The sequence below is a fragment of the Devosia aurantiaca genome (assembly GCF_011058215.1).
Lineage (GTDB): Bacteria > Pseudomonadota > Alphaproteobacteria > Rhizobiales > Devosiaceae > Devosia > Devosia aurantiaca.
The window spans coordinates 184710-208665 of record NZ_JAALFG010000002.1; the positions used below are offsets into that span (position 1 = coordinate 184710).

Annotated in this window: 22 protein-coding genes, 1 tRNA gene and 1 pseudogene; 13 read left to right on the forward strand and 11 right to left on the reverse strand. The window is 61.9% G+C overall.

Going from position 1 to position 23956, the window contains the following annotated elements; all coding sequences use genetic code 11:
• Nucleotides 1-3 precede the first annotated feature (3 nt).
• Nucleotides 4-1167: a GNAT family N-acetyltransferase gene (locus tag G5575_RS08365; RefSeq protein WP_407924851.1), complete on the forward strand. Its 1164-nt coding sequence runs from the start codon at nt 4-6 to the stop codon at nt 1165-1167.
• Between the two features lie 164 nt (nt 1168-1331).
• Nucleotides 1332-1748: an HIT family protein gene (locus tag G5575_RS08370; protein WP_164533938.1), complete on the forward strand. Its 417-nt coding sequence runs from the start codon at nt 1332-1334 to the stop codon at nt 1746-1748.
• A 71-nt stretch (nt 1749-1819) separates the two neighbouring features.
• On the opposite strand, the gene G5575_RS08375 is transcribed toward G5575_RS08370, so the two are convergent.
• The 5 genes from G5575_RS08375 to G5575_RS08395 form a co-directional block, all read right to left on the reverse strand.
• The gene (locus G5575_RS08375; RefSeq protein ID WP_164533939.1) at nt 1820-3007 is read right to left on the reverse strand and encodes an FAD-dependent monooxygenase; all 1188 of its coding nucleotides are present in this window, start codon (nt 3005-3007) and stop codon (nt 1820-1822) included.
• Between the two features lie 53 nt (nt 3008-3060).
• Nucleotides 3061-3426, reverse strand: a complete 366-nt coding sequence (locus tag G5575_RS08380) for a YciI family protein (RefSeq protein WP_164533940.1) — start codon at nt 3424-3426, stop codon at nt 3061-3063.
• 117 nt (nt 3427-3543) lie between these two features.
• Nucleotides 3544-5883: an ATP-dependent Clp protease ATP-binding subunit ClpA gene (gene clpA / locus G5575_RS08385; protein WP_164533941.1), complete on the reverse strand. Its 2340-nt coding sequence runs from the start codon at nt 5881-5883 to the stop codon at nt 3544-3546.
• 9 nt (nt 5884-5892) lie between these two features.
• The gene (gene clpS / locus G5575_RS08390) at nt 5893-6315 is read right to left on the reverse strand and encodes an ATP-dependent Clp protease adapter ClpS (protein WP_164533942.1); all 423 of its coding nucleotides are present in this window, start codon (nt 6313-6315) and stop codon (nt 5893-5895) included.
• 78 nt (nt 6316-6393) lie between these two features.
• Nucleotides 6394-7182, reverse strand: a complete 789-nt coding sequence (locus G5575_RS08395) for a hypothetical protein (RefSeq protein WP_164533943.1) — start codon at nt 7180-7182, stop codon at nt 6394-6396.
• A gap of 311 nt (nt 7183-7493) precedes the next feature.
• Between G5575_RS08395 and G5575_RS08400 the strand changes: the two genes are divergently transcribed.
• Nucleotides 7494-8951, forward strand: coding sequence for an SPOR domain-containing protein (locus G5575_RS08400; RefSeq protein WP_164533944.1), 1458 nt, complete (start codon nt 7494-7496; stop codon nt 8949-8951).
• Nucleotides 8952-9137: 186 nt separating this feature from the next.
• Nucleotides 9138-9338, forward strand: coding sequence for a hypothetical protein (locus tag G5575_RS08405; protein WP_164533945.1), 201 nt, complete (start codon nt 9138-9140; stop codon nt 9336-9338).
• Between the two features lie 11 nt (nt 9339-9349).
• Here G5575_RS08405 and G5575_RS08410 read toward each other — a convergent pair whose 3' ends face one another.
• A complete protein-coding gene (locus G5575_RS08410) occupies nt 9350-10711 on the reverse strand; it encodes an MATE family efflux transporter (RefSeq protein WP_164533946.1) in 1362 nt (453 codons plus the stop codon).
• A 187-nt stretch (nt 10712-10898) separates the two neighbouring features.
• Between G5575_RS08410 and G5575_RS08415 the strand changes: the two genes are divergently transcribed.
• The 4 genes from G5575_RS08415 (at nt 10899) to G5575_RS08430 (ending at nt 12340) form a co-directional block, all read left to right on the forward strand.
• Nucleotides 10899-11627, forward strand: a complete 729-nt coding sequence (locus tag G5575_RS08415) for an AzlC family ABC transporter permease (RefSeq protein WP_164533947.1) — start codon at nt 10899-10901, stop codon at nt 11625-11627.
• Complete coding sequence (locus tag G5575_RS08420; RefSeq protein WP_164533948.1) at nt 11611-11919, forward strand: AzlD family protein; 309 nt, start codon at nt 11611-11613, stop codon at nt 11917-11919. Before G5575_RS08415 ends, G5575_RS08420 begins: the two co-directional genes overlap by 17 nt.
• Before the next feature lie 54 nt (nt 11920-11973).
• Nucleotides 11974-12056: transfer RNA gene (locus G5575_RS08425), tRNA-Leu, on the forward strand.
• A gap of 50 nt (nt 12057-12106) precedes the next feature.
• Nucleotides 12107-12340, forward strand: coding sequence for a hypothetical protein (locus tag G5575_RS08430; RefSeq protein ID WP_164533949.1), 234 nt, complete (start codon nt 12107-12109; stop codon nt 12338-12340).
• Nucleotides 12341-12342: 2 nt separating this feature from the next.
• On the opposite strand, the gene G5575_RS08435 is transcribed toward G5575_RS08430, so the two are convergent.
• From G5575_RS08435 to G5575_RS08450, 4 genes are all read right to left on the reverse strand, one after another.
• Nucleotides 12343-12564, reverse strand: a complete 222-nt coding sequence (locus G5575_RS08435) for a hypothetical protein (RefSeq protein ID WP_164533950.1) — start codon at nt 12562-12564, stop codon at nt 12343-12345.
• 126 nt (nt 12565-12690) lie between these two features.
• Entirely contained in the window at nt 12691-13176 is a 486-nt protein-coding gene (locus tag G5575_RS08440; protein ID WP_164533951.1) for a hypothetical protein, read from the reverse strand.
• A gap of 71 nt (nt 13177-13247) precedes the next feature.
• Nucleotides 13248-15701 (reverse strand): penicillin-binding protein 1A, encoded by a 2454-nt coding sequence (locus tag G5575_RS08445; RefSeq protein ID WP_164533952.1) that lies wholly within the window; start codon nt 15699-15701, stop codon nt 13248-13250.
• Between the two features lie 95 nt (nt 15702-15796).
• Nucleotides 15797-17059: an N-acetylmuramoyl-L-alanine amidase gene (locus tag G5575_RS08450; protein WP_164533953.1), complete on the reverse strand. Its 1263-nt coding sequence runs from the start codon at nt 17057-17059 to the stop codon at nt 15797-15799.
• Between the two features lie 526 nt (nt 17060-17585).
• On the opposite strand from G5575_RS08450, the gene G5575_RS08455 reads away from it, so the two are divergent.
• Together G5575_RS08455 and G5575_RS08460 are read left to right on the forward strand one after the other, a co-directional pair.
• Nucleotides 17586-19988 (forward strand): Rne/Rng family ribonuclease, encoded by a 2403-nt coding sequence (locus G5575_RS08455; RefSeq protein WP_211198441.1) that lies wholly within the window; start codon nt 17586-17588, stop codon nt 19986-19988.
• A gap of 395 nt (nt 19989-20383) precedes the next feature.
• The gene (locus G5575_RS08460) at nt 20384-20749 is read left to right on the forward strand and encodes a DUF423 domain-containing protein (protein WP_235935889.1); all 366 of its coding nucleotides are present in this window, start codon (nt 20384-20386) and stop codon (nt 20747-20749) included.
• Here the strand turns inward: G5575_RS08460 and G5575_RS08465 are convergent.
• The gene (locus G5575_RS08465; RefSeq protein WP_207633070.1) at nt 20746-21897 is read right to left on the reverse strand and encodes a pyridoxal phosphate-dependent aminotransferase; all 1152 of its coding nucleotides are present in this window, start codon (nt 21895-21897) and stop codon (nt 20746-20748) included. The two genes, G5575_RS08460 and G5575_RS08465, sit on opposite strands and share 4 nt — an antisense overlap.
• Before the next feature lie 145 nt (nt 21898-22042).
• Between G5575_RS08465 and G5575_RS08470 the strand changes: the two genes are divergently transcribed.
• From G5575_RS08470 to accB, 3 genes and pseudogenes are all read left to right on the forward strand, one after another.
• On the forward strand, nt 22043-22897 hold the full coding sequence (locus tag G5575_RS08470; protein ID WP_164533955.1) for a DsbA family protein: 855 nt from the start codon (nt 22043-22045) through the stop codon (nt 22895-22897).
• An 84-nt stretch (nt 22898-22981) separates the two neighbouring features.
• Nucleotides 22982-23407: pseudogene (gene aroQ / locus G5575_RS08475) on the forward strand (type II 3-dehydroquinate dehydratase); the annotation flags it as partial.
• A 43-nt stretch (nt 23408-23450) separates the two neighbouring features.
• Complete coding sequence (gene accB / locus G5575_RS08480) at nt 23451-23951, forward strand: acetyl-CoA carboxylase biotin carboxyl carrier protein (protein WP_164533957.1); 501 nt, start codon at nt 23451-23453, stop codon at nt 23949-23951.
• The last annotated feature ends 5 nt before the right edge of the window (nt 23952-23956 follow it).

Genomic DNA, 23956 nt, shown 5'->3' on the forward strand with positions numbered 1-23956 from the left:
ATCGTGTCCACCGACTACACGGCGACCATCCATCCCACCACGGCCTCGATCCCGGCCGCGGTGTGGAACAGCCTTGTGCCGTCGACGGACGGCGTCCCGGACAATCCCTTCCTCGACCACGCCTTTTTCCGCGCGCTCGAGGAGTCCGGCTGCGCCACCGGCAAGACGGGCTGGCAGCCCCAGCACATTCTGCTGGCACAGGACGACAAGCCCGTCGGCCTCCTGCCGCTTTTCCTCAAATCCCATTCCATGGGCGAATACGTCTTCGACCATGGCTGGGCCAATGCCCTCGAGCGCGCCGGCGGCCACTACTACCCCAAGCTTCAGGGCTCGGTGCCCTTCACCCCGGCAACCGCCCCCAAGCTCCTGGTCCCCTCCGGAAGCCTCGAAGCCCAGGCCGCCTTGCTCCAGACCGCCCAGCAGCTCGCCACCCGGACCGACGCCTCCTCTATCCACCTCACCTTCGTGCCCGAAGCGGAAGCCGAACTGGCCGGTTCGATCGACTGGCTCCGTCGCGTCGACACCCAGTTCCACTGGCACAACCACGATTTCAAGTCCTTTGACGACTTCCTCGAAACCCTCGCCTCGCGCAAGCGCAAGGTTATCCGCCGCGAACGCCGAGACGCCCTTGCTGATGGTCTTACCGTCCGCTGGCTCACGGGCAAGGAGATCGAGGAACAGCACTGGGACGCCTTCTTCGAGTTCTACGAAGATACCGGCGCCCGCAAATGGGGCCGCCCATACCTCAACCGCCGCTTCTTTTCGCTCCTTGGCGAATACATGGCCGATCGCGTCGTCCTGATGCTGGCCCATGACGGCCCCACTCCGATCGCCGGCGCCATCAACTTCCGCGGCGTTGACACCCTCTACGGCCGCAACTGGGGCGCCACCCGCGACGTCCCCTTCCTCCACTTCGAAGTCTGCTACTACCAGGCCATCGACTACGCCATCGCCCACGGCCTCAAGACCGTCGAAGCCGGCGCACAGGGCGAGCACAAGCTTGCCCGCGGCTACGAGCCCGTCCTCACCCATTCCATCCACTGGATTGCTCACCCCGGCCTGCGCCGCGCCGTCGCCGACTACCTCGAAGACGAACGCCCCGCCATCGAGCAGCAGCAGGAAACCCTCGAAACCTACACGCCCTTCCGCAAAGGCGAGCGGCAATGACCCTCTTCTACCTCCCCCTCGATGGGGGAGGTAGCGCCGCTAGGCCCATCGGGCCGTAGCAGAGCTAGGTGGGGGTGTCACACCACCGGCTGTCACCCCGGCTCCAGGCCGGGATGACATCGAGGGTGTGAAGACGTAGAGAAGATGTAAAGACCGGAGCCGCCATGACCTACGACCCGACCAACATCTTCGCCAAAATTCTCCGCGGCGAAATTCCGGCCCACAAGGTCTACGAGGACGATACCGCCCTCGTCATGATGGACATCTTCCCCCAGTCTCGCGGCCACACCCTGGTCATCCCCAAGGCGTCATCGCGTAACCTCCTCGATGCCGATCCGGCAGATCTTGCTGCCGTCATCCCCCTCGTTCAGCGCGTCGCCAAGGCCGTCCAGACCGCGACCGGCGCCGACGGTATCCGCCTTGCCCAGTTCAACGAAGCAACGGCTGGCCAGACGGTCTTCCACCTCCACTTCCACATCATCCCCGCTTACGAGGGCACTCCGCTGGCCAGCCATGGCGGCGGACAGGCCGACGCACAAGACCTCGCCGCCCTCGCCAAGGCCATCGCCGCGGCGCTCTAGCTGCTGAACCTCATGGTGAGGTGCGAAGCGCAGCGAAGCCTCGAACCACGATGTGGGCGAGTGCAGCGCTGCTACGCCCCGTAGTCCGGCAACTCGATATCCTTCGACTTGCCGCCAAGAACCTTGGCAAAGACGTCGCGGACACCCGGCGCGCTCGCAAGCTTCAGCGTGCCGTGCAGCACTGCCAAGCCGAATTCGCTATGCGGATTGGCGAGCCGTGGCGCGATCTTGGGGATCTTCTGCGCATTCTCGACAAAGTCGCGCAGATGCTCGTCATAGCTGCGGAGAGCCGTCCCGATATCATCGGTCTGCGACAGCTCACCAGCGAGGATATAGGCGCCGACAACAGCCAGCGTCGCGCCCACCCCGCCCATTGGCGTCACGCACCAGGCTGCGTCGCCGGTCAGGACCACGCGGCCATTGGACCACCGTGGCATCTGCACCTGTCGCAAGGCATCGAAATAGAAGTCATTCGTCGCGTCCATGCCCGCAAGCACGCGTTCGGACTCCCAGCCTGCGTCACCGAACTCCTCGTGCAGCCACGCCTTCTGCCGCTCGACCGGCCAATCCTGCTCGCCCTCGGTCGGCCTCTGCACGGAAAGCATGGCCCGCGTCGTTCCATTTCGGTCCGGCCGCAGCGACACCCCGCGGCCGCCGGTCGTGTGATACCAGCGCCAAAGCTTGTCATCGTCCGGCGTGCGCGGGATGGTAAAATAGGCGATGCTCATATCGAGCCAGCGCGGCTCGTTCTCACCCGGAAAGACCAATTCGCGCGTCGGAGAACCAACACCCTCGGCGACGACCACAAGGTCGAACGCGTCCGTGTCTCCGCTCTCGAACACGACCCGTGCCCCTTGCTCGGTCTGCTCGATGGATTTGATCGTGTCACTGAACCGGTACTCGGCCCGATCCTTGCTGCGATCGAACAGCAGCCGCGCAAGATCGCCGCGCAGGATCTCCATCTCCGCCGTCGGCCCGTCCGACCCATCCTCGGTCTGGCCGAATTCGGCAACCACGCTGCCATCCTCTCGCACCCAGGCGGTGCCCTCTTCGCCCGTACCCGCAGCGAGCGCCGCATCCTCCAGCCCCATGCGCATGAGCACTTCGCGCCCGGCACCACGCACGTCGATATTCTGCCCGCCATCCCGAAACTCTGAGGCTTTTTCGACCACGACCACATCGAAGCCGAAACTGGTCAGCCACCACGCTGCCGCACAGCCGGCAATGCTGGCGCCCGAAACGAGAATTTTTCTTGTCATGTTCTATCCTGACGTGGTGCTTACAATCACAACGTCAGGACAGCGGCTGCGGATCAGTAATTCACCCCGCCAGCGATCTCACGCACCTCCAGAGCCACACCGGTCAGCCCATTATCGATATGCAGCTGCAGGAACTCCCTTGCCAGCGCCGTCGCCGCCTCGAGATCCACAGCCTCAAGTACAGCATAGCCGCCGATGATCTCCTTGGCCTCGGCATAGGGCCCATCGGTCACCGCTACGCTACCGCCCTGCCCCGAGAGCCGCTTCCCCTCTTTCACCGGCTTCAACCCGCCGGTCGAAACCAGACTCCCCTCCCCAAGCGTCCTTTCCATCCACGGCCCCATCGCATCCATGAGGCTCTGCGGAACGTCCTCCGGCTTGAGATCGGCGGGTGGAATGATGCTCATGAAATAACGCATGTCTTTTCTCCTGATCGAAGGTGATCGCTTACCATCAAGACGAGCACCACCGCCCAGCTTCGACAAATTTCCTGCCGCCACGCAAAGAAAAAGGCCCGGATCGCTCCGGGCCTTTTCTTATTCCTTGTCGGCAGTCGCCTTGGGCTTCTTCGGCTTGGGCAGCGCCTTGGGCTTGGCCGGGCGCGGCGGCGTCGCCACCAATTCCAGCTTTGCCTCGCTCCCCTCGCCCACCACGGCCACGGTGACATTGCCACCATTCACCAGCTCGCCAAACAACACCTGGTCGGCCAGCGGCTTCTTGACGTGCTCCTGGATCACGCGGCCCAGCGGGCGCGCACCCATGCGTTCGTCATAGCCATGCTCGGCCAGCCAATCGGCCGCTTCCGGCGTGAGGTTGATCGTGACGCCGCGTTCGGCCAATTGGCCCTCGAGCTGCAGCACGAACTTCTCGACCACGCGACGTACGACTTCGCGTGGCAGCGGTGCGAACGAGATGATCGCATCGAGACGGTTGCGGAACTCGGGCGAGAAGGTGCGGTTGATCGCCTCTTCGTCGTCCCCCTGCTCGCGCTTGCGGCCAAAGCCGATCGGCGAACGAGCGAGCTCTGCAGCACCCACGTTGGACGTCATAATCAAAATAACATTGCGGAAATCGACCGCCTTGCCGTTGTGATCGGTGAGCTTGCCGTGGTCCATCACCTGCAACAGGATGTTGTAGAGATCCGGGTGAGCCTTCTCAATTTCGTCGAGCAGCACCACGCAATGCGGGTTCTGGTCGACGCCATCGGTCAGCAAACCGCCCTGGTCGAAGCCGACATAGCCCGGAGGGGCACCGATCAAACGGCTGATCGTGTGACGCTCCATATATTCGGACATGTCGAACCGCAGCAGTTCCACGCCGAGCGTATCGGCGAGCTGCTTTGCGACTTCGGTCTTGCCCACGCCGGTCGGGCCGGTGAAGAGGTAGGAGCCGATCGGCTTTTCCGGTTCGCGCAAGCCGGCACGCGCCAGCTTGATCGCCGAAGACAGGGCCGTGATCGCCGCGTCCTGACCGAACACCACCGTCTTAAGGCTGGTTTCAAGGCTCGACAGCAGTTCGGCATCGGACTTGGAAACCGACTTTGGCGGGATGCGCGCGATGGTCGCAATCGTCGCTTCGATATCCTCGACGTCGATGATTTCCTTGCGCTCGTCCTCTGCCAGAAGCTTCTGGCTCGCGCCCGTCTCGTCGATCACGTCGATCGCCTTGTCGGGAAGCTTCCGATCATTGATATAGCGCGCGCTCAACTCAACAGCTGCGGTAAGCGCTTCATCGGTATACTTGATCTTGTGGAAGTCCTCGAAATAAGGACGCAGTCCCTTGATGATCTCGATCGCATCCGGAACGCTTGGCTCGTTGACGTCGATCTTCTGGAAGCGACGAACCAGCGCGCGGTCCTTTTCGAAGAACTGGCGATATTCCTTGTAAGTGGTGGAGCCGATGCAGCGGATCGCCCCGGAAGCCAGAGCGGGCTTGAGGAGGTTCGACGCATCGAGCGCACCGCCTGAGGTCGCGCCAGCGCCGATCATGGTGTGGATTTCGTCGATGAACAGCACGGCATTGGGCTGCTTTTCGAGTTCCTTCATCACCTGCTTAAGGCGCTCTTCGAAGTCGCCGCGATAGCGCGTGCCGGCGAGGAGCGAGCCCATGTCGAGCGAGTAGATGACCGCTTCCTTGAGCACTTCGGGCACATCGCCTTCAATAATCTTGCGGGCAAGACCTTCCGCGATGGCCGTCTTGCCGACGCCGGCGTCACCCACGTAGAGCGGGTTGTTCTTGGAGCGGCGGCACAGCACCTGGATAGTGCGGCGCAGCTCGGCATCGCGCCCGATCAGCGGGTCGATCTTGCCGGCCTTTGCCTTCTCGTTGAGGTTGACGCAAAAGTCGGCCAGCGCCGAGCTCTTCTTGCCTTCGGCGCCACCCTCGGCACCGCCTTCACCGTCTTCGGCACCACGCACTTTGCGTTCCTCGCTGGGACCCGATTTGGTGATCCCGTGACTGATGAAATTGACGGCGTCGAGCCGGCTCATGTCCTGCTGTTCGAGGAAATAAGCGGCATGGCTTTCGCGTTCCGCAAAAATCGCAACCAGCACGTTTGCACCGGTCACTTCTTCACGGCCCGAGGATTGAACGTGGATCACCGCGCGCTGAATGACGCGCTGGAATGCAGCGGTCGGGCGCGCATCTTGGCCGTTCTGCACGACCAGGGTGTCCAGTTCTTCATTGATGAAGTCTTCGAGATCGCTCTTGAGCGCGTCGATGTCGACATCGCATCCGGTCAAGACGGCGATCGTTTCGCGGTCGTCGGTCAGCGCCAGAAGCAGATGTTCGAGCGTGGCGAACTCATGATTGCGCTCACGGGCCAGGTTCATCGCCTGGTGCAGGGCCTTTTCGAGTCCGCGCGAAAATGAGGGCATATGATGTTCCTACTGTTTTTCCATCACGCATTGCAGCGGATGCTGGTTCTTGCGTGCCGTATCCATGACGCGGGTGACCTTGGTCTCGGCCACTTCATATGGATATACGCCGCACTCACCGACCCCCTTTTGGTGAACATGCAGCATGATCTGGAGAGCGTCTTCGCGTGACTTGTTGAAGACGTCCTGCAAGACCAGAACGACGAATTCCATCGGCGTGTAGTCGTCGTTGAGGAGCAGCACCCGGTAAAGGTTCGGGCGCTTGGTTTTGGGACGCGTTTTGGTCACCGTCCCGGATTCGAAATCGCTGTCGTCACCGCCGCCGCGGCGTCCGCCGTCGTCGTCCTGCGGGCCGGCGTGGGGGCGCAGAGGCGCGCCTTGCTCGGTCGCAAGCGGCAGGAAAGCGGGAGAAATTGAGGGAGTCTTGATCATTGGGTCGACTGTCGCGGAAGGAAACGAAGCAGCGTGGCTGGACCCATTATGTAGGCAAAAAACACGCGCTGTTAAGGCCTATCGCTTCCCGAAAGTGTGAGTGCGATAGAACCGGGGCTGCTGGGCCCGCGCGACCGCCGTTGCAGCGCCGAGCGCCGCTGCGCTCGAGAGTGCCGCCAGCAATACCTTTTGCCGCTTTTCGCGCTGCGCCCTCAGCGCAATGCCGCCCAGGCCCCAAAGCGCAACACCCGCATAGGAAAGGTTGCCGCGGCTCGCCAGTGCTACCACACTGGCCGCCACCCCTGCTCCCGCAACCAGCACCGCCGCGCGATCCTCTTCGTGCGCCGGCTCCAGGCGTTTGCCTTCCCGATTGAAAGTCGCCTCAAGATTGGCGAACAGCGCCACGGTCAACCATCCGGCAAGCCCGCCGATCCAGTCTGCTGCGAACCGCATGCCCTTCGAGCCGGGCATGCCGCGTGCCGCAACGATCAAGGCCGAAACGGCGCTCGTTGCTGCCGCACCGATGATCCCGAAACTGGCCCAGCCCAGTCCACGCGTCTGGGCATGCACGCTCCACAGCGCATCGGCTAGAAACGCACCCGACGCCAGTTCCTCCACATGCTGAAGGTTCGGATGCTCGCGATAGTCGGGCCGCGCCAGGCCGACGCTGAAAATCATGGTGGAGGCAAAGAGCGGCACCCAGATTGCGAAGGCGCCATCGGCAGGTGTGACCGGACCGGTATAGGTGGCGACCTCGCCCTCCTCTTCACTCTGTGCCGTGCTCGCGACACGGTAAAACTGGGTGGCAAGTGGCTGCGCGAGCGCAAGAGCGCCCAAGGCCGCGCGAGGATCGATCCGAGCCGTCATTTGTCCCTCCAAATGTTAGCAGTCTGCTAACCGATGGCCGGCAAGTGCGGTTCCAGCACGATCAACAATCACGTGAAGTGTCCTGGTCTCCACATTCTCCCCAAAAAATCCTTCGCATTTTACAAATTCGTAACGGCAGCCGGGTAGCTTGCGACAGGTCGATCGTCAGGGTTGGAGGGCTCCCCGGCGATCTCAGTCACTTGTTGCGTACGGATGCAGAAGCGTCCGATCAGTAAATTGGAGTTCCGGGTGATTTCCCTGGCGAAGACCCCTGGCGCACTCTTTCTCGCGCCGCTGCTGCCTTCTTCCTTGTGTTCACCGTCAGCCTTGCTGCTGCCGCTCCGACGCAAGCCATTGAAAATCTGCGCAAATATGCTGGCATCGTGGTGGACGCGAAGTCCGGCGAAATCCTCTACGAGGACAATGCCGACTCCAAGCGCTACCCGGCATCGGTTGCCAAGGTGATGACGCTTTACGTCCTGTTCCAGGAGTTACAGGCTGGAAATCTCAGCCTTTCGAGCAAGATGACTGTCTCGCGCCACGCCGCTTCCGCCGTTCCCACAAAGCTCGGCCTGCGCGCCGGCTCGACCATCGCGGTCGAAGACGCCATCAAGTCGCTGGTCACCCTTTCGGCCAATGACATGGCCCGCGTCATCGCCGAGCATATTTCCGGTTCGGAAAGCAAATTTGCCGAGCGCATGACCGCCACGGCCCGTGCCATGGGCATGTCCAGCACCACCTACCGCAACGCCTCGGGTCTCCCCGATGGCGGCCAGACCACCACGGTGCGCGACCAGGCGATCCTTGGCATCGCCATCTACCAGCACTTCCCGAACTACTACGAATTCTTCCAGACCACGTCCTTCCGCTACAACGGCAAGACCTATGGCAACCACAACCGCGTGCTGGGCTATATGGGCGCGGTCGACGGCATCAAGACCGGCTACATCAACGCTGCCGGCTCGAACCTGCTGACCGCCGCCCGCAAGGACAATCGCCACATCGTCGTCGTCGCCTTCGGCTTCAACTCGGCCGCTTCGCGTGACGAAAAAGTTCGCCAGCTCGTCGCCAACTACCTGCCCAAGGGCCGTCGCGGCGATTACCTGCAGCAGGCCATGGTGCCGCAGCCGGGCCGCCAGAGCACGACGCAGTTCGCCCTGGCACAGCCGCGCAAGCCCACCTTTGCCATGCCGACGCCGATGCCCGACTTCCGCCTCGCAGCCTTGGTCGCCTCCAATGGCTCCCAGCCGCAGGCACAGCCGGCCCAGCCTCAGGTTGCCGTGGCCGCCGCCATCGCGCCTGCTGCAATGCCCGCCCCGATCCCGTCGGCTGCCGAGGCCGTGACCGCACTTGCCGCACCGACCCAGGCTGCGCCTGCCTATCCCAGCCAAGACGTCATCGGCGCATGGCTGAGCGAGACCTACAATCTCGGCGCCCCGCCATCGGCACTTGGCCAGACCGCGCCTTCCGCCCCGCTCGGCTTCGACGTGACGCAGACAAACTCCGTCTCCCAAGCCACCCCGATCAGCGGCTGGATCGTCCAGATCGGTGCCGGCCCGTCCGAAGACAGTGCCCGCTCCATGCTCTCCGATGCGGCGGGCAAGGTCGGTAGTCTTGGTGACTTCCGCTCCTATGTCGAGCGCTTCGAAAAGAACGGCCAGACCTTCTATCGTGCCCGTTTCGTCGGCTTCGGCGATCGCGATGACGCCAACGCCATGTGCAGCCGTCTCAAGGACCAGAACCTCTCCTGCCTCGCTATGCAGGGCTGACAAAGACGACCCGGCGCTGCGGGGGCAATTCGCAGCGCCGGTACATAGGGAAAGCGACGTGTGTTTGTCGCGATCCTCCAGGGGAAGCCCCATTGGTGCTTGTGTATGGAGTAGCCCAATGAGTGACCGTAATGCTCTGGTCGAGCTCGCCAACTTTTTGGCCGCTCGCCGCTCGCCTCGCCGGACATGAGGGCGCGCAATCGCGCACTGGCCGGTATCACCGAACGCATGCTGCCGCGGCAGCAGCGCTCCGTCGGCGACCTTCTCGCCGTCGTCATGACCCTATCCGCCCGCACCCGCCGCATGGCGCAGGAGCCGGTCCGGGTCGAGCTCGATGTCTTCGCGCCGGGCGGCAAGCGCGCCATCCAGCTGACCTTAGGGAAATAAAGACGTGGCGCTCAAACGAGCGCCACGATCTTTTTCCGCTTCCAGACGAACTGATACCAGCTCGCCTGCAACACCAGCATCATCACGAAGCTCGCCGCATAAGCGACCCAGATGCCGGAAAGTCCAAGCCCCGTCTGGCTGAGCCAGACCGCGCCGGGGAGCTCGATCAGGAGAATACAGGCAAGCGACAACAGCATTGGCGCATAGACCGTGCCGCTGGCCCGCATGATGCCGGAAAAGACCACGCTCCACCCAAAGAACAGGATGCTCCACAGCACCACATGGAGCAGCGTCTCGGCGAGGTCGATCACCGCCGGATCGGTGATAAAGAGCGCCACCACGTGCTGGCTGAAAAGATAGGCAAGAACGATCAGCCCGCCGGTGATGACGAGATTGAGCACCAGCGCCGTCCGCGTGATCGCCTGCAGCTGTTCTTCATTGCGCGCGCCGATTGCCTGCGCCGCAAAGATCGAGGCCGCAATACCGATCGACATGGCCGGAAACTGCACATAGCTCATCACCTGCCCCAGCGCCCCATAGGCCGCCGTCGCATCCGAGCCGAAGCGGTTGACCAGCCCCACGACCACGATACCGGCGATGGACGAAATTACCATCTGCAGCCCCGCCGGTACGCCGAGCTTGAGGATCAGCCCAAGCAGTTTCAGATCCGGCCGCAGCATTGCCCCGAGCAGCACCCGATCGGGTGCCAGCGGCATTTTCCGCGCGCGCATATAGATGAAGAGGAAAATCAGCACGGTCATGAAGCCGGCAATCATCGCGACCGCAGCGGCGCGCACGCCAAGCTGCGGCAAACCTAACCAGCCCTGGATCAGCGCCGGCGTCACGAGAAGACTGACGACCATGGACATGATCAGCGAGAACAGCGGCGTCACCGTATCGCCCACGCCGCGCAGGACCGAGGTCACGACGAGAAACAGGAAAAAGCCCGGCATACCGATCAAGACGATCCGCGCATAGCCCACCGAAAGCTCGCGGATATTGTCCGGCGCTCCCAGCACATTCATGATCTGCTCGGTCCAGATCCCGCCGGCGATCGCCACGATCAAACCGAGCACCAGGGTTGCCACCAACGTCGTCCCGGCCACTTCCTTGACCTTGTCGACATTACGCGCGCCCCAGGCCTGGCCAATCAAAATCGTCGACCCGGCCGAAAGCCCGATGATGAAGCTCATGAGGAAGAACATGATCGGGAAAAACGTCGCCGTCGCCGCCAGCGCCTCGACGCCGATCATCTGGCCGACATAGATCGAATTGACCGTGCCCGACAGCGCCTGAAGAATGTTCGAAGCCATCAGCGGGATCAGAAAGAAGCTGAACCGCTGCCACAGCGGCCTTGTTAATGTGTCGTTCATAGAAGGGCTCCAGGACCTCAAAAAGGGTGTCATGCGGATGGCCCCAAAGGGACCTTTTCACACCTTCAAAAAGAGGTGCCGGCTGGACGGGCGCTGGAGGCTTGGCAATGACATGGCTGCTCTACGCTCCACTTTCCAGCACGTCAATCGCGCTGGAACGCTCCGGTTGCCATGCTAGACAACGCTCATGACGCAAGCCGCAAACCCCTTTGATTCCCGACGCAGTCAGTTTCTAGCCGGCGCCCGCGCCTGTCTTCCCGTGGCCATTTCAGTCGCCGCATACGGCCTCGTCTGGGGCGTTCTGGCCCGCGGCGCTGGGCTGACCTTGACCGAGGCGGTGCTGATGAGCGGCCTTGTTTTCGCCGGCTCCGCGCAGTTCGTTGCACTCGATCTATGGACCGCGACACCCGCCACCCTGCCCATCGGCCCCATCGTCATCGCCACTTTGATCGTCAACCTTCGCTACCTGCTGCTGACCGCAACCCTGCGCCCGCTATACCCCAAAAAAGGCGTCTGGCGCGGTGCGCTCAGCATGTATCTCGTCACCGACGAAAACTGGGCCATGACCGTCGCTGCCATGCAGCGCGGCGGTGGCTCCGTCGCATTCCTGATGGGCGGCGGCGCCCTCGCCTGGATCTCCTGGATGAGCACCAATCTCATTGGCTATGGGCTGGGATCGGCCATCGACGACCCAGCCCGCTGGGGTCTCGATTTTGCCTTCACCGCCACGTTCCTGGCCCTATTGCTGGGCATGTGGAAAGGCCGCTCCGATCTCATTCCCTGGCTGGTCGCAGCACTTGCCGCCATCTTGACCTCTCGCCTCGTCGACGGCAGCTGGCACATCCTGGTGGGAGGACTTGCCGGTAGCCTCGTCGGCGCAGCATTGGAGACGCGCAAGCATGCTCACCAGTTCTGAGGCGCTCGCCGCCATCATCGGAATGGCGCTGGTGACCATCGCCATCAAGGCCAGCGGCCTGCTCCTTGCCGATCGCTTGCCGACCCAAGGCTTTGCCGCCGCCTGGCTCCGTCACATTCCCGGCGCCGTGCTCGCGGCACTCGTCGCGCCCGCGATCGCCACCGGCAGCCCAGCCGAACTCGTGGCCGCCCTGGCCACAGGCCTCGTCTTCATCATTACCAGAAACCTCTTTGCCGCCATGGCCAGCGGCGTTCTCGCCGTCTACCTGATGCGTCTGTGGCTCGGCGCCTAAAACCGGTCGAGACCAGTTGCGCGGATCAGCACTCTCGGCTAACACCCTAGCCGTGCCCCTCTGGCGGAATGGTAGACGCAGAGGACTCAAAATCCTCCGTCGCAAGACGTGCCGGTTCGAGTCCGGCGGGGGCACCATTCATTTCAATGATGTGCTCTGTGCCGCCGGTCACCCATAAGGACGGACCATGCCGACTCTGTTCTATGCGCAAGGTTTCCGGCAGAAAGGTCGCGCCGTAGAGCCCGACGCGCCACAGCAGTATAAAAGCGCCGAGAAGGCGATTGCCGCAGCCGAGCGGATCGCGCCCTCACGTGTCGGCGTCTGGGCCTATTGCGCCAATGTGGACGTCGAAGCTGACACCTACGACGAGCCGGTCGTGCTCTTCAAAGCAGGCACCCTGCCCGATGGCGTCGCGGACTGAGCTCAAGCCGCGAGGCGCTGCTTGGCTTGGAGATAGGCGAGGATTCGCTCGGCACCGATTTCATCGAGCAGGTGCCGGCACGGGCGCCAGATCGCATCGACAGGATTGGCCGCGCGCATCACCAGACGTCCATTGACGAGGTCAAAATGGACATTGGCAGACTCAGCCAGATCGAGGAATTCGGCGACGAACTGGTCCGGCATTTCTTGGGTTGTAAGGGACATTGCTTGCCTCGCATTTGATGCAAAAACAATGTGTCTGATGCCGCTTCTGCTCCGGCAGATCGCTGAACATGGTTAGCGAAGGGTAAACGCCTGCCGAGGGCATCTCTTCGGCAGGCGCTGTTTGTCTTAGTTCATCAACACGCCGTTTATCGTCAGCGAACCGGCCGTCAACGACAGCGCTACACTTGGTGCGCCATAGGTCGACTGCGAGAACGACACCGAAGTCACCTTGGCGTCGGTGATCTCATAGGTGACTTCTTCGCCCGCTTCCGAACCATCGGTGCCGATAATGGTGATCGTGCGGGTCTCGTTCTTGTCCTTGCCTTCCGTCTGCGACGTCCATTCCAATAGGTCGGCGTTGATCGGCGTGATCGCTGAAAGCGACAGCGAGAAGTCGATCGAGGACGGAACGTCGTCATAGCCTTCGATAGTCGAGACATAGAAGGATGCATCGCCGACTGTATATTCGAGTTCCTCGCCGTCGGCGGAGGAAACGATCAGCTTGGCAGGCGCGAAAGTCGCGGTATCCTGCGCCACGGCAATCGGGGCGGTGGCAAGTAGGCTCAAAGCCATGGCAGCAGCGCCAAGGGGCAGAGTCAGTCGGCTAAACATCAGTGTTCTCCCTATGATGTTGGCCAAGACATGCGAGAGCTTGCGACCGGAAGTCAAGCAACCGATTTATGTCACTGAAAGCCGAGGAAAGTTCCGTTGCCGGTGGGCTGGGTCATGTAGCCAGCGCCATACTGCTGCTGCATCATCTGCTCGCGCTGCATCTGGTCGAACGAGGCTACGTCGAGGCCGATTACCGACGTCATCGAGTTCGGCCCGGTACCCGGCTTGAATGCCTCGGCAATTGCAGATTCGCCCTGGTAAGCCTCGACACCGGTATTCGGATTGATCCAGGCCGTCTGCATGCCAGAGGGCACGTTGAACGGCGTCGCCGGCTTGCCTTGGAGCGCCTTCGCCATGAATTCGGTGAAGATCGGCACAGCCATGCCGCCGCCGGTCGAGGCCGAACCCATGGACCGCGGCTGGTCGTAGCCGACATAAACGCCGACCGCCATTTCGGGCGTGAAGCCCACGAACCAGGCGTCCTTATAATCGTTGGTCGTGCCGGTCTTGCCGGCCACCGGACGGTTCAGCGACTTAGCAGCCGTACCGGTGCCGCGCTGGACCACGCCTTCCATCATCGACGTAATCTGGTAGGCCGTCATCGGATCCAAAACCTGCTGGCGATTGTCAATGATTCGTGGCTCGCCCTGGCCATGCCAGTCCGTCGCGACGCAGCCATCGCAGACACGCTCGTCGTGGCGATACACGGTCTTGCCATAACGGTCCTGGATGCGGTCGATGAGCGTCGGCTGGATCTTTCGACCGCCATTGGCGATCGTTGCATAGGCCGAGGTCATGCGCATTGCGGTGGTTTCACCGGCACCCAGCGACATGGCGAGAACCGGCTGCATGTCGTCGTATATGCCGAAAAGCCGGGCATAATCAGCAATCAACGGCATGCCGATCTCTCGTGCCAGGCGCACCGTCATGACGTTACGGCTGCGCTCGATACCGCGGCGCAGCGTCTGTGGACCATAAAACTCTTGGGCATAGTTCTCCGGACGCCACACCGAACCGTCAGCCATGCGCACTTCCACCGGTGCGTCGAGCACGACCGACGCCGGCGTATAGCCATTGTCGAGAGCCGCTGCATAAACGAAGGGCTTGAACGATGACCCGGGCTGCCGCAGAGCCTGCGTGGCGCGGTTGAACTCGCTTTCGGCAAAAGAGAAGCCACCAACCATGGCCAGGACACGGCCCGTGCGGGGATCCATGGCTACCAGCGCGCCTTCAACCTCAGGCACCTGTTCCAGCGTGTAAATTCCGTCCTTGCCGTCCACCGGAGAGACGTACACAACGTCGCCAACCTTGAGGAGGCTCTGGACCGGCTGCGAAACCCATTTGATCTCGGGGCCCGACAACGTGCCTTCGACACGCGAAGACGAACTGCGGCCATCCACATCGCTTTCCGGGCGAAGCCCAATGCGAGCCGAGTTGTTGCCCACCTCCAGCACAACGGCCAGCTGCCATTCGGGAACGTCGCTCAGCGGCTGGACGGTGGTGACCGCAGCGCCCCAGTCCTCGCCGAGCTCAACGCTCGCGACCGGTCCACGGAAGCCGCGACCGTGATCATAGCTGATCAAGCCATCCATCAAGGCGCGGCGCGCATATTCCTGGAGGCGCGGCTCGAGCGTCGTGCGAACGGAGAGCCCACCGCCATAAAGCTGGTCTTCGCCATAGAGCTTGGCCAACTCGCGGCGCACTTCCTCGGTAAAATACTCCGCCGAATAAAGCTGGCTGCCTGCGGCACGCGGAATGACGTTGAGCGGCTCCTGCTTGGCGAGCGAAGCTTCTTCGTAGCTCACATAGCCATTCTCGACCATACGATCGATCACCCAGTTCCGTCGCTCGATCGCTTGCTCGGTGCGGCGGAACGGATGGTAATTGTTCGGCCCTTTGGGGAGCGCGGCGATATAGGCGGCCTCAGGCAAGGTGAGCTGATAAAGCGCCTTGTCGAAGTAGTTCAAGGCCGCAGCTGCGACGCCATACGAGTTCAGCCCCAGAAAAATTTCGTTGAGATAGAGTTCGAGAATTTTGTCCTTGGTGAAGGTCGACTCGATGCGCAGCGCCAGGATCGCTTCTTGGATCTTGCGGTCCCAGGTCTGCTCCGAGCTGAGCAGAAAGTTCTTGGCGACCTGTTGCGTAATTGACGAGCCGCCGCCCTGGATCGAGCTGTCGCCATCCATCCGCGCCATGAGATTGTCGCGCAGGGCACGGACAATACCGTCGACGGCGATGCCGCTATGCTTGTAGAAATCCTTATCTTCCGCCGAAAGAAAAGCATTCACGAGCAGCGGTGGCACCGTTTCGACCGGCTGGAACAGCCGGCGCTCGCGCGCGTATTCGGCAAGCAATGTTCCGTCAGCGGCGTGAACGCGCGTCGTCACCGGCGGCTGATAGTCCTTGAGCACGGTATAGTCCGGCAGCTGTGCCATTACGGTGATCAAATACACCGCGGCTGCCGCAACACCACCCAGCGCCACGAACATGCCAAAACCGAACAGCCAACCGAGCAAACGAAACATCTAGACGCATACCTCTGGCCGCAGAAGGTGCAGCCACCCAGAATCATACCAGAAGCGAACTGACGGGCGGATTACATTGGCTTGATCAAGGAAGCTCACGGCTCTCCCTCGAGACTGTCGAAATAAGTGGAGATACCCCGCGCGATCGCTTCCGCAGTGCGGTCGCGCCAATCTGATTGCATCAGGTTGGTTATGTCGTCGGCATTGGAGAGAAAACCAAGTTCCACCAACACCGATGGCACGTCCGGCGCCTGAAGCACGAAGAAGTCTGCCTGTCGCACCGGGAAGCGCCGCAGCGCGACGCTCGGCTCCAGTTGGTGCACGATCGACTGGGCCGCCTGGAACGACTGAACCCGCATTTCTCGCCGCATCAGGTCGAGCAGGATGTCGACCACCTCCGGCGCCATCAGCGGCACTGTAAAGCCCGCGATCACATCCGACTTGTTCTCGGTATCGGCTAGGACTTTGTCGAGCACGTCGGTGGCATTCTCGTCGCGGGTATAGACGGAAGCACCTCGGATCTCCGGCTGTTGGAAACTGTCAGCATGAACGGAGATAAAGATGTCAGCTTTGTTGGTCCGCGCGAGCGCGACGCGCTCCTCAAGCCGCAGATAAGTGTCGTCCTCACGGGTCAGGGCGACATCGAATCGACCGGACTCGACCAGCAACTCCTGCAGCCGCAGCGAGAAGGCGAGAACGATATCCTTCTCCTTGACCCCCTGCGCCGTCTCGGCACCGCTGTCGATCCCACCATGCCCCGGATCGATCACCACCAAAGGCCTTGTATCGGCAGGCAGTTCCGAACCACCCGGCGGCGTCTGCTCCGCCGTCACGACCGTCGCGGTAGCCGCCTGGTCGCGCTCGACATTGGTCGCGAACTCTTCAGCCGTCGCCGGAATGATGTCGACGACAAGCCGCGCCGGCTGCCCCTCGAACGGGTCCAGCACATAGGCCTGCTGCACCTGCGCCGGAGACGAAAGCGTCAGCGTCGTGCGCACCCGGTCGGCCGCAGCTTGCTCGATCGTGTAAGCCGAGACCAGGCCTTCACCGGAAGGCACGCCTTCAGGCGCAACCGAAAAGGTCCCTGCCCTGACATCGATCGAAAGCCTGTCAGGCCCACTGAGCGACACGAAGGAATATTCAGTCTTGGCGGCCAGATCGATCACCAGTCGGGCGCGATCCGCCGTGGCCGTGACACGCGCGTCGATCACATTGGGCAGAGGCGGCAGGGCCGCCAGCTGCGCCACAATTGCGGGAACTTCCGACGCTGGCGCCGCCTCCTGGCCCAACGCCGAAGCGGACAAAAACAACGTGGCGCAGAGCGTCAGTGCAAGGCGAATGGATATGTGCTTGGCCAAGCTTGGACCGGTCCCCGAAATCTCTGATCAGCTTTGCCGTCACCTTGCGGCGATTCTTCGGCGAATGCGCCTTATGCGATGATTTGCGGTCCCGGCCAATAAAGCCTGCCGCAAATCCGTGTGCGCACTGCCCTTTTGACTTTCCTGTTGCCAATCTGGCGCAACTTTCCTACACGCTTATAAGGCAAGGCGCGTGTGCGCCATGATCGTTTTCAGGGCATCTCGTCGCTCTCTATGGCATGGCGCAGATCGGACGGAGTGGCTTAGGCCCGAAGTTCGGAACGATAGTTGCGGTTCAGCGCCTGCGACGAAGAATTTCGGCTCCCAACGAGCCGGACGGTGGCTCGAGTAGCGTCAGCCATCCAAATGGAAGAGGTCATATGGCCCGCAGACGAACAAAGCGCGATGCGATCGAAGCAGTCGATTGCCGTTTTGTTTCGCCTTCGATGCCGGCCGTGACCGTCAATACCCGAGCGCTGAACGTGACAGGTTCGCGCCCATCATCTCTCAACCAATTCGCCCCGCAATGCGCCACACCCAGGATGCCGCCTATTCGGCGTCCCTTGTGGGCGCGCGGGTGCGCGGAGTTCATTATGGCGACCAAAGAATGCTGGTGGATGCCATCCACCCGGAAGAAACACGGATTGTCGTTACCGCCGGTAACCGCATTGAGGAATTCGACTTCGAGTCGGCCCAGCGTCAGCAATTGCGGGGCAATATCTATCTTGCAAAGGTAACGCGCGTTGAGCCGTCGCTGCAGGCGGCCTTTGTGGAATATGGCGGCAACCGCCACGGCTTCCTCGCTTTCAGCGAAATCCACCCAGACTATTACCAGATTCCCGTGGCCGACCGCGAAGCCTTGCTGCGCGAAGAAGAGCACGAGGACGAGCATCACGAAGAAGCCGAAGAGGCTCCTGCTCCGGCTGAAGCCAGCAGTGAAGAGCCCGACGCCGAGGCTGCCGATGGCGAAGAAAGCCACATCGAGCAGGCCCCTGCCAACTCCGAACCGGTGGAATCGATCGGCGGAGCCGATGCGCTCGAGGAAGTGCCGGAACGTCGCCGCTCCAGCCAGCAGCGCCGCCATCAGTACAAGATCCAGGAGGTCATCAAGCGCCGCCAGGTCATGCTGGTACAGGTGGTCAAGGAAGAGCGCGGCAACAAAGGCGCAGCCCTGACGACCTACCTCTCGCTCGCCGGCCGCTATTCGGTGCTTATGCCCAACACCGCTCGCGGTGGTGGCATTTCGCGCAAGATCACCAACGCTGCCGATCGCAAGCGCCTCAAGGAAATCACGTCCGACCTTGAAGTGCCGCAGGGCATGGGCGTCATTCTGCGCACGGCCGGTGCCTCGCGCACCAAGGCCGAGGTCAAGCGCGACTTCGAATACCTGATGCGCCTCTGGGAATCGGTGCGCACGCTGACGCTGCAAAGCTCGGCGCCATGCCTCGTCTACGAGGAAGGCTCGCTGATCAAGCGGACCATCCGCGACCTTTACAACAAGGACATCGATGAAGTGTACGTGGCCGGCGAAGACGCCTTCCGCGAAGCCAAAGACTTCATGAAGATGATCATGCCGAGCCACGCCAAAAACGTGGTGCTCTACAAGGATGATCAGCCGCTCTTTTCCAAATACGGCATCGAAGCGCAGCTCGACTCGATGTTCTCGCCGACGGTCACCCTGCCCTCCGGCGGTTACATTGTCATCAACCCAACCGAGGCGCTGGTCTCGATTGACGTGAACTCTGGCCGTTCCACCAAGGAGCACAATATCGAGGACACGGCGCTCCAGACCAACCTGGAAGCCGCCGACGAAGTTGCCCGCCAGCTTCGCTTGCGTGACCTTGCCGGCCTCATCGTCATCGACTTCATCGATATGATGGAAAACCGCTCCAACCGTGCAGTCGAGCGCAAGCTCAAGGATTGCCTCAAGGACGATCGCGCCCGCATTCAGGTCGGCCGCATTTCCCACTTCGGCCTCATGGAAATGAGCCGCCAGCGCATTCGCTTCGGCGTGGTCGAAAGCTCGACTCACAAGTGCCCGATCTGCGACGGCACCGGCCTCGTGCGCTCCACCGAAAGTCTGGCGCTGATGATCATGCGCCACATTGAAGACCACGTGTTGCGCAAGCAGGGTCAGTCGATCAACGTGCGCGTGCCGGTTGAAGTCGCGCTCTACATCCTCAACTACAAGCGCGACACGTTGTCGATGCTCGAAGCGCGCAATCAGCTCTCGATCACCATCACCGCCGACAGCACCGTGACGGGCCACCAGTTCACGATCGAAAAGGGCGAAGCCCGCGTCATGGCCTATGCCGACCAGCGCGCCGCGGCCCACGTTCGCGTCGATAGCGCCGTGATCGAAGACGTCATCGAGGACGAAGAAGAAGACGTCGAAGTCGAGGCAGAAGCCGAAGAGGGCGAAGAAGCGGAAGCGCGTACTGCTGATGCGAACGAAGGCGAAGGCAACGGCCGTCGTCGCCGCCGTCGCCGTCGCCGCGGTGGTGACCGCGGTGGCGAACGTCCACAGCCGCAGGTCGCGGCTGAAGGCGAAGGCGAACCGGCGGAAGCTGGCGAAGCCACTGACGCGGACGAAGGTGAGGAAGCTCCTGTCGGCGAGAGTGACGCCGATGGTGAAAACCGCCGTCGCCGTCGCCGTGGCCGCCGTGGCGGACGTCGCAATCGCCGCGAAGACAACGGTGGTGCGGTCGCCGCACCCGCTTCTTACGAAAGAGTTGGCCGAATCAGCCGACGCCTCGCCAGACGCGATTGTGGATCATGTCGAGCTGAACCCGGCTTCCGTGGTCGAAGAGGAAGCCGCTGCCGAACCGGCGCCGGTCGAAAAGCCGAAGCGCAGCCGCCGCAAGAAGGTTGTCGAGACCGAAGAATCGACTCCTGCCGAGACCACCCCGGTAGAAGCCATCACGGCTGAAGAACCGACTGCGGAAGAAAAGCCCAAGCGCAAGCCACGGGCCCGAAAACCCAAGGCGGAAGCTGCGGAAGCGGCTTCCGAGGCTGCAATTGCAGAGCCTGTTTCAGCTGATGCAGCGGCAGAAGAAGCGCCGGCGGCGCAGCCGATCGTCGAAACTCCCGAAGTTGGAGAGGCTTCAACTGAAGAGGCCGCATCTCGTCCGCGCCGCGTCAGGAAGGAACTTCCGCCTGAAGGCGTCGTCGTGTCTTCTAGCGCTGCGCCTGCGGCTGAGGGCCCGGCTGAAGGCGAAGAGCCACCGAAGAAAAAAGCCGGCTGGTGGCAGCGCCGCCTGGGCCTAGGCTAGTACAATGAGGGCGGCCTCCGGGCCGCCCTTCTCTTTCGCGAAGAAAATGCGAATGGCCATCATGCTCCGCTCAATCACCCTCTTTGCCGCCGGTTTGTTCGGTCTGGCAGGCGTCGCCATGGCCGCTGCCGCATCGCATGGTGCCGATCCAAGGCTGCTAGCCAGCGCTTCCGCCATGTGCCTCGCCCACGCCCCAGCGCTGATCGCCATTTATGCCGCTTGGCCCATATTGCGCACGGCCACAGCCGCGGCAGTTCTCCTTGTCATCGGCACAGCAATGTTTGCCGGAGACCTGCTGACCCGGCAATTTGCGGGACATGGCCTTTTTCCGATGTCTGCCCCGATCGGCGGCTTCCTGATGATGGCCGGCTGGCTCGCAATTGCCTTGGGCACTTTTCTCAAGCACCGCGTAGCTTAGCCGCCAGCGGCCAGGAACACCCTCAACCGCTCAAGCCCCTCTTCGATGCTCTGCCGTGTTCCGGCATAGCTGAAGCGGATAAAGCCATTGCCATCCACCCGATCGAAATCGACGCCCGGGGCGGAAGCGACACCTGCACGCTCAAGCATGGTTTCGCAGAACGCCAACGAGTCGTTCGAGAAGCGGCTGATGCCGGCATAGGCATAGAATGCACCATCGCCAGGGCTCGGCAGATCGAAGCCAAGTTCCCGCAAGCCGCCGCTTAACACCGCCCGGTTTTGCGCATAGCTTGCCTTCTGCGCCTCCGAATAGTCGCGCTCATCGAGCGCCGCAGTGGCCGCAATCTGGCTAAGGGTCGGTGCGGAGATGAAGAGGTTTTGCTGCAGGATCTCGGCGCGGCGGATCAATGCCTCCGGCAGCACCATCCAGCCGATCCGCCATCCCGTCATGCAGTAATATTTCGAAAAACTGTTGATGACGATCGCATCGCGCGTTAGCTCAAGGGCGCTGACGGAAGGTCCGCGATAATCGAGCCCGTGGTATATTTCGTCGGAGATAAATGTAACGCCGAGGCGCGCACAGGTCTCGACGATATCGGCCATGCCGGCCCGGTCCACCGACGCCCCCGTCGGATTTGCCGGGCTCGCAAACAGCAGGCCCTCGAACGGCTGCCGCGCATGTGCCGCGGCGATCTCTGCTCCCGTAAGATGCCAACCGTGGGCGGCGTGAACAGGTATCTCGACGACGCCAAATCCCAGCCCGGCCAAGGTGTTCACGTAAGCTGGATAGCCTGGCCGGGTAATTGCAATCTTTGCACCAGGCCGGAAGGCCGCGTGAAATGCGAGGATGAAACCGGACGACGAGCCCATCGTCGCCATGATCAGGTCGGGGTCAACATCGACGCCATGCTGTTCGGCATAGTACCGCGACAACCGCCGGCGCAGCTCGAGCAGCCCCTTGGCATTGGTATAGCCCTGCGGCGACGGCAGTGCCTTGGCGACTGCATCGATCACGCCCGGCGCCGGAGGCTGGCCCGGCTCACCGATCTCGAGGTGGCAGATGCTGCGGCCCTCGCTTTCGAGAACTTTGGCGCGCTTGAGGATATCCATAGCCAGGAATGGCCTGATTCCATCTTGTGTGTCGGTCATACTGTCTCCGTCGTCATGCCCGGACTAGCCCAGCGATGTTTCGACCTCAACTACAATTGAAATCCTGACGAAGCGCCCATTCAGAACTGGCTGCTAGGATGAAGAAGGTCTGCTAAAAGGCCGCGACTGTGTTTGGAGCCTGTTGATGAATCGCCTGTCCATCGTTCTTGCTGCCCTGGCCGGCATATTTGCCGGTGCTTTGGGCTTTTCGGTGCTGAACAGGCCAGAGCCCTCGACCGACACTGTCGCAGTTCGAAACATCGTAGAGCAGGTTCTGGCAGAACAGGCTGCTGCCGCAGAGCCCGCGCCTGTCGCCACTGCCGAGATCGATCCGGCAGTGATCAACCCGATGATCGAAAGCTACCTCCTGAGCGACCCAAAACTTCTCCAGCGCATGTCCGATGCGCTGGAAACGACCATGCGCTCGGAAGCGGCAGAAACGACCCGCGCGGCAATGGCAGAGTACCGTACGGCCATCTTCGAATCACCGACCGATGTCGTTCTCGGCAACCCCGAAGGCGACGTCACGCTGGTCGAATTTTTCGACTATAACTGCGGCTATTGCCGCTCGGCCCTCCCCGACATGGCTGCTCTTCTCGCTGAGGATCCCAATCTCAAAGTTGTCCTCAAGGAGTTTCCGATCCTCTCCAACGAGTCGATTGATGCGGCGCGCGTTGCCGTCCTGGTCGGTCAGGAAGACGTCGATTATTGGCAGTTCCACGAGGCGCTTTTTTCGAGCCGTGGCAAGGTGGACAAGGAAACCGCGCTCACTGCAGCTGCCGATCTCGGCCTGAGCCAGATCGATCTGGAACTGCGCATGGGCGAGCCTTCCGTGGCCCAATCGATCCAGAAATCCTATGAAATCGCCCAGGCGCTCGGCATCACCGGCACGCCCACCTACATCATTGGCGACGAGATCATCCCGGGGGCGATCGGCGCCGACGAACTGCGCTCCCGCATTGCCGACATGCGCGAATGCGGCAAGTCACAATGCAGCTAAGGCGCGGGCGTCTCTAGCCTTTCCGGTGCATTTCGTGTAACCGCCCTTGCACTGGCCGAAACTGCCAGTGCACAAGGTTTGATCATGGCTAACCGCGTTCTCGTCCTCAATGGCCCGAACCTGAATCTGCTCGGCACGCGCGAGCCGCAGACCTATGGGTTCGAGACGCTCAAGGACATCGAGATCATGTGCCGGGCTACGGCAGAAGCGCTTAACGTCGACCTCGACTTTCGCCAGTCAAACCATGAAGGCGAATTGGTCACCTGGATACAGGAGGCCCGAGGCACGGCCGACGCCATCCTGATCAATCCGGCAGCCTATTCCCATACTTCGGTCGCCATCCACGACGCCCTGCGCGCTGCGGACCTGCCGGTTGCCGAGGTTCATCTTTCCAATATTCACCAACGCGAAGCGTTCCGGCACCACTCCTATGTGTCGTCGGTCGCCTATGGCGTTATTTGCGGCTTCGGCTCCTTGGGGTATAAACTAGCCCTCGAAGCCTTGGCCCAAAAACTGAAATATCGCTTCGACGCGAAGCCGGGAGACCGACAGAATGACCAAGTCATCGCAAGTGGATCAGGACTTGATCCGTGCCATTGCCGAACTCTTGAACAAGGAAAACCTTGCCGAGATTGAAATCGAGCAGGAAGACCTCCGGGTCCGCGTCACGCGTTCCTACCCCAATGAAGCGCCCGCTTATGCGCCTGCGCCGATGCACTATATGGCGCCTCCTGCAGCGCCCGCCGCACCGGCAACACCCAGCGCACCCGCCGGCTCAGTGGCCGCCGCTCCCGCCAAGGCAGAAGATCTTGCCTCCAATCCCGGCACACTGACTTCGCCCATGGTCGGCACCGCCTATCGCTCGCCCGAACCGGGCAAGCCGACATTCACTGAAGTCGGCAGCAAGGTGACGGAAGGCCAGACGGTCCTCATCATCGAGGCGATGAAGACCATGAACCAGATCCCGGCGCATCGCTCCGGCACCGTCACGCGCATCCTCGTCGACGATGCCCAGCCGGTCGAATATGGCGAGCCGCTCGTCGTTATCGAATAAGGAGG

Coding starts and splice junctions, on each gene's coding strand:
- G5575_RS08420 (WP_164533948.1), top strand. CDS start 11,611: ATGCTCACCAGTTCTGAGGCGCTCGCCGCCATCATCGGAATGGCGCTG.
- G5575_RS08470 (WP_164533955.1), top strand. CDS start 22,043: ATGAATCGCCTGTCCATCGTTCTTGCTGCCCTGGCCGGCATATTTGCC.
- G5575_RS08395 (WP_164533943.1), bottom strand. CDS start 7,182: ATGACGGCTCGGATCGATCCTCGCGCGGCCTTGGGCGCTCTTGCGCTC.
- G5575_RS08455 (WP_211198441.1), top strand. CDS start 17,586: ATGCGCCACACCCAGGATGCCGCCTATTCGGCGTCCCTTGTGGGCGCG.
- G5575_RS08465 (WP_207633070.1), bottom strand. CDS start 21,897: ATGACCGACACACAAGATGGAATCAGGCCATTCCTGGCTATGGATATC.
- clpA (WP_164533941.1), bottom strand. CDS start 5,883: ATGCCCTCATTTTCGCGCGGACTCGAAAAGGCCCTGCACCAGGCGATG.
- G5575_RS08440 (WP_164533951.1), bottom strand. CDS start 13,176: ATGTTTAGCCGACTGACTCTGCCCCTTGGCGCTGCTGCCATGGCTTTG.
- G5575_RS08370 (WP_164533938.1), top strand. CDS start 1,332: ATGACCTACGACCCGACCAACATCTTCGCCAAAATTCTCCGCGGCGAA.
- clpS (WP_164533942.1), bottom strand. CDS start 6,315: ATGATCAAGACTCCCTCAATTTCTCCCGCTTTCCTGCCGCTTGCGACC.
- G5575_RS08415 (WP_164533947.1), top strand. CDS start 10,899: ATGACGCAAGCCGCAAACCCCTTTGATTCCCGACGCAGTCAGTTTCTA.
- G5575_RS08430 (WP_164533949.1), top strand. CDS start 12,107: ATGCCGACTCTGTTCTATGCGCAAGGTTTCCGGCAGAAAGGTCGCGCC.
- G5575_RS08460 (WP_235935889.1), top strand. CDS start 20,384: ATGGCCATCATGCTCCGCTCAATCACCCTCTTTGCCGCCGGTTTGTTC.
- accB (WP_164533957.1), top strand. CDS start 23,451: ATGACCAAGTCATCGCAAGTGGATCAGGACTTGATCCGTGCCATTGCC.
- G5575_RS08435 (WP_164533950.1), bottom strand. CDS start 12,564: ATGTCCCTTACAACCCAAGAAATGCCGGACCAGTTCGTCGCCGAATTC.
- G5575_RS08375 (WP_164533939.1), bottom strand. CDS start 3,007: ATGACAAGAAAAATTCTCGTTTCGGGCGCCAGCATTGCCGGCTGTGCG.
- G5575_RS08410 (WP_164533946.1), bottom strand. CDS start 10,711: ATGAACGACACATTAACAAGGCCGCTGTGGCAGCGGTTCAGCTTCTTT.
- G5575_RS08405 (WP_164533945.1), top strand. CDS start 9,138: ATGAGGGCGCGCAATCGCGCACTGGCCGGTATCACCGAACGCATGCTG.
- G5575_RS08380 (WP_164533940.1), bottom strand. CDS start 3,426: ATGCGTTATTTCATGAGCATCATTCCACCCGCCGATCTCAAGCCGGAG.
- G5575_RS08445 (WP_164533952.1), bottom strand. CDS start 15,701: ATGTTTCGTTTGCTCGGTTGGCTGTTCGGTTTTGGCATGTTCGTGGCG.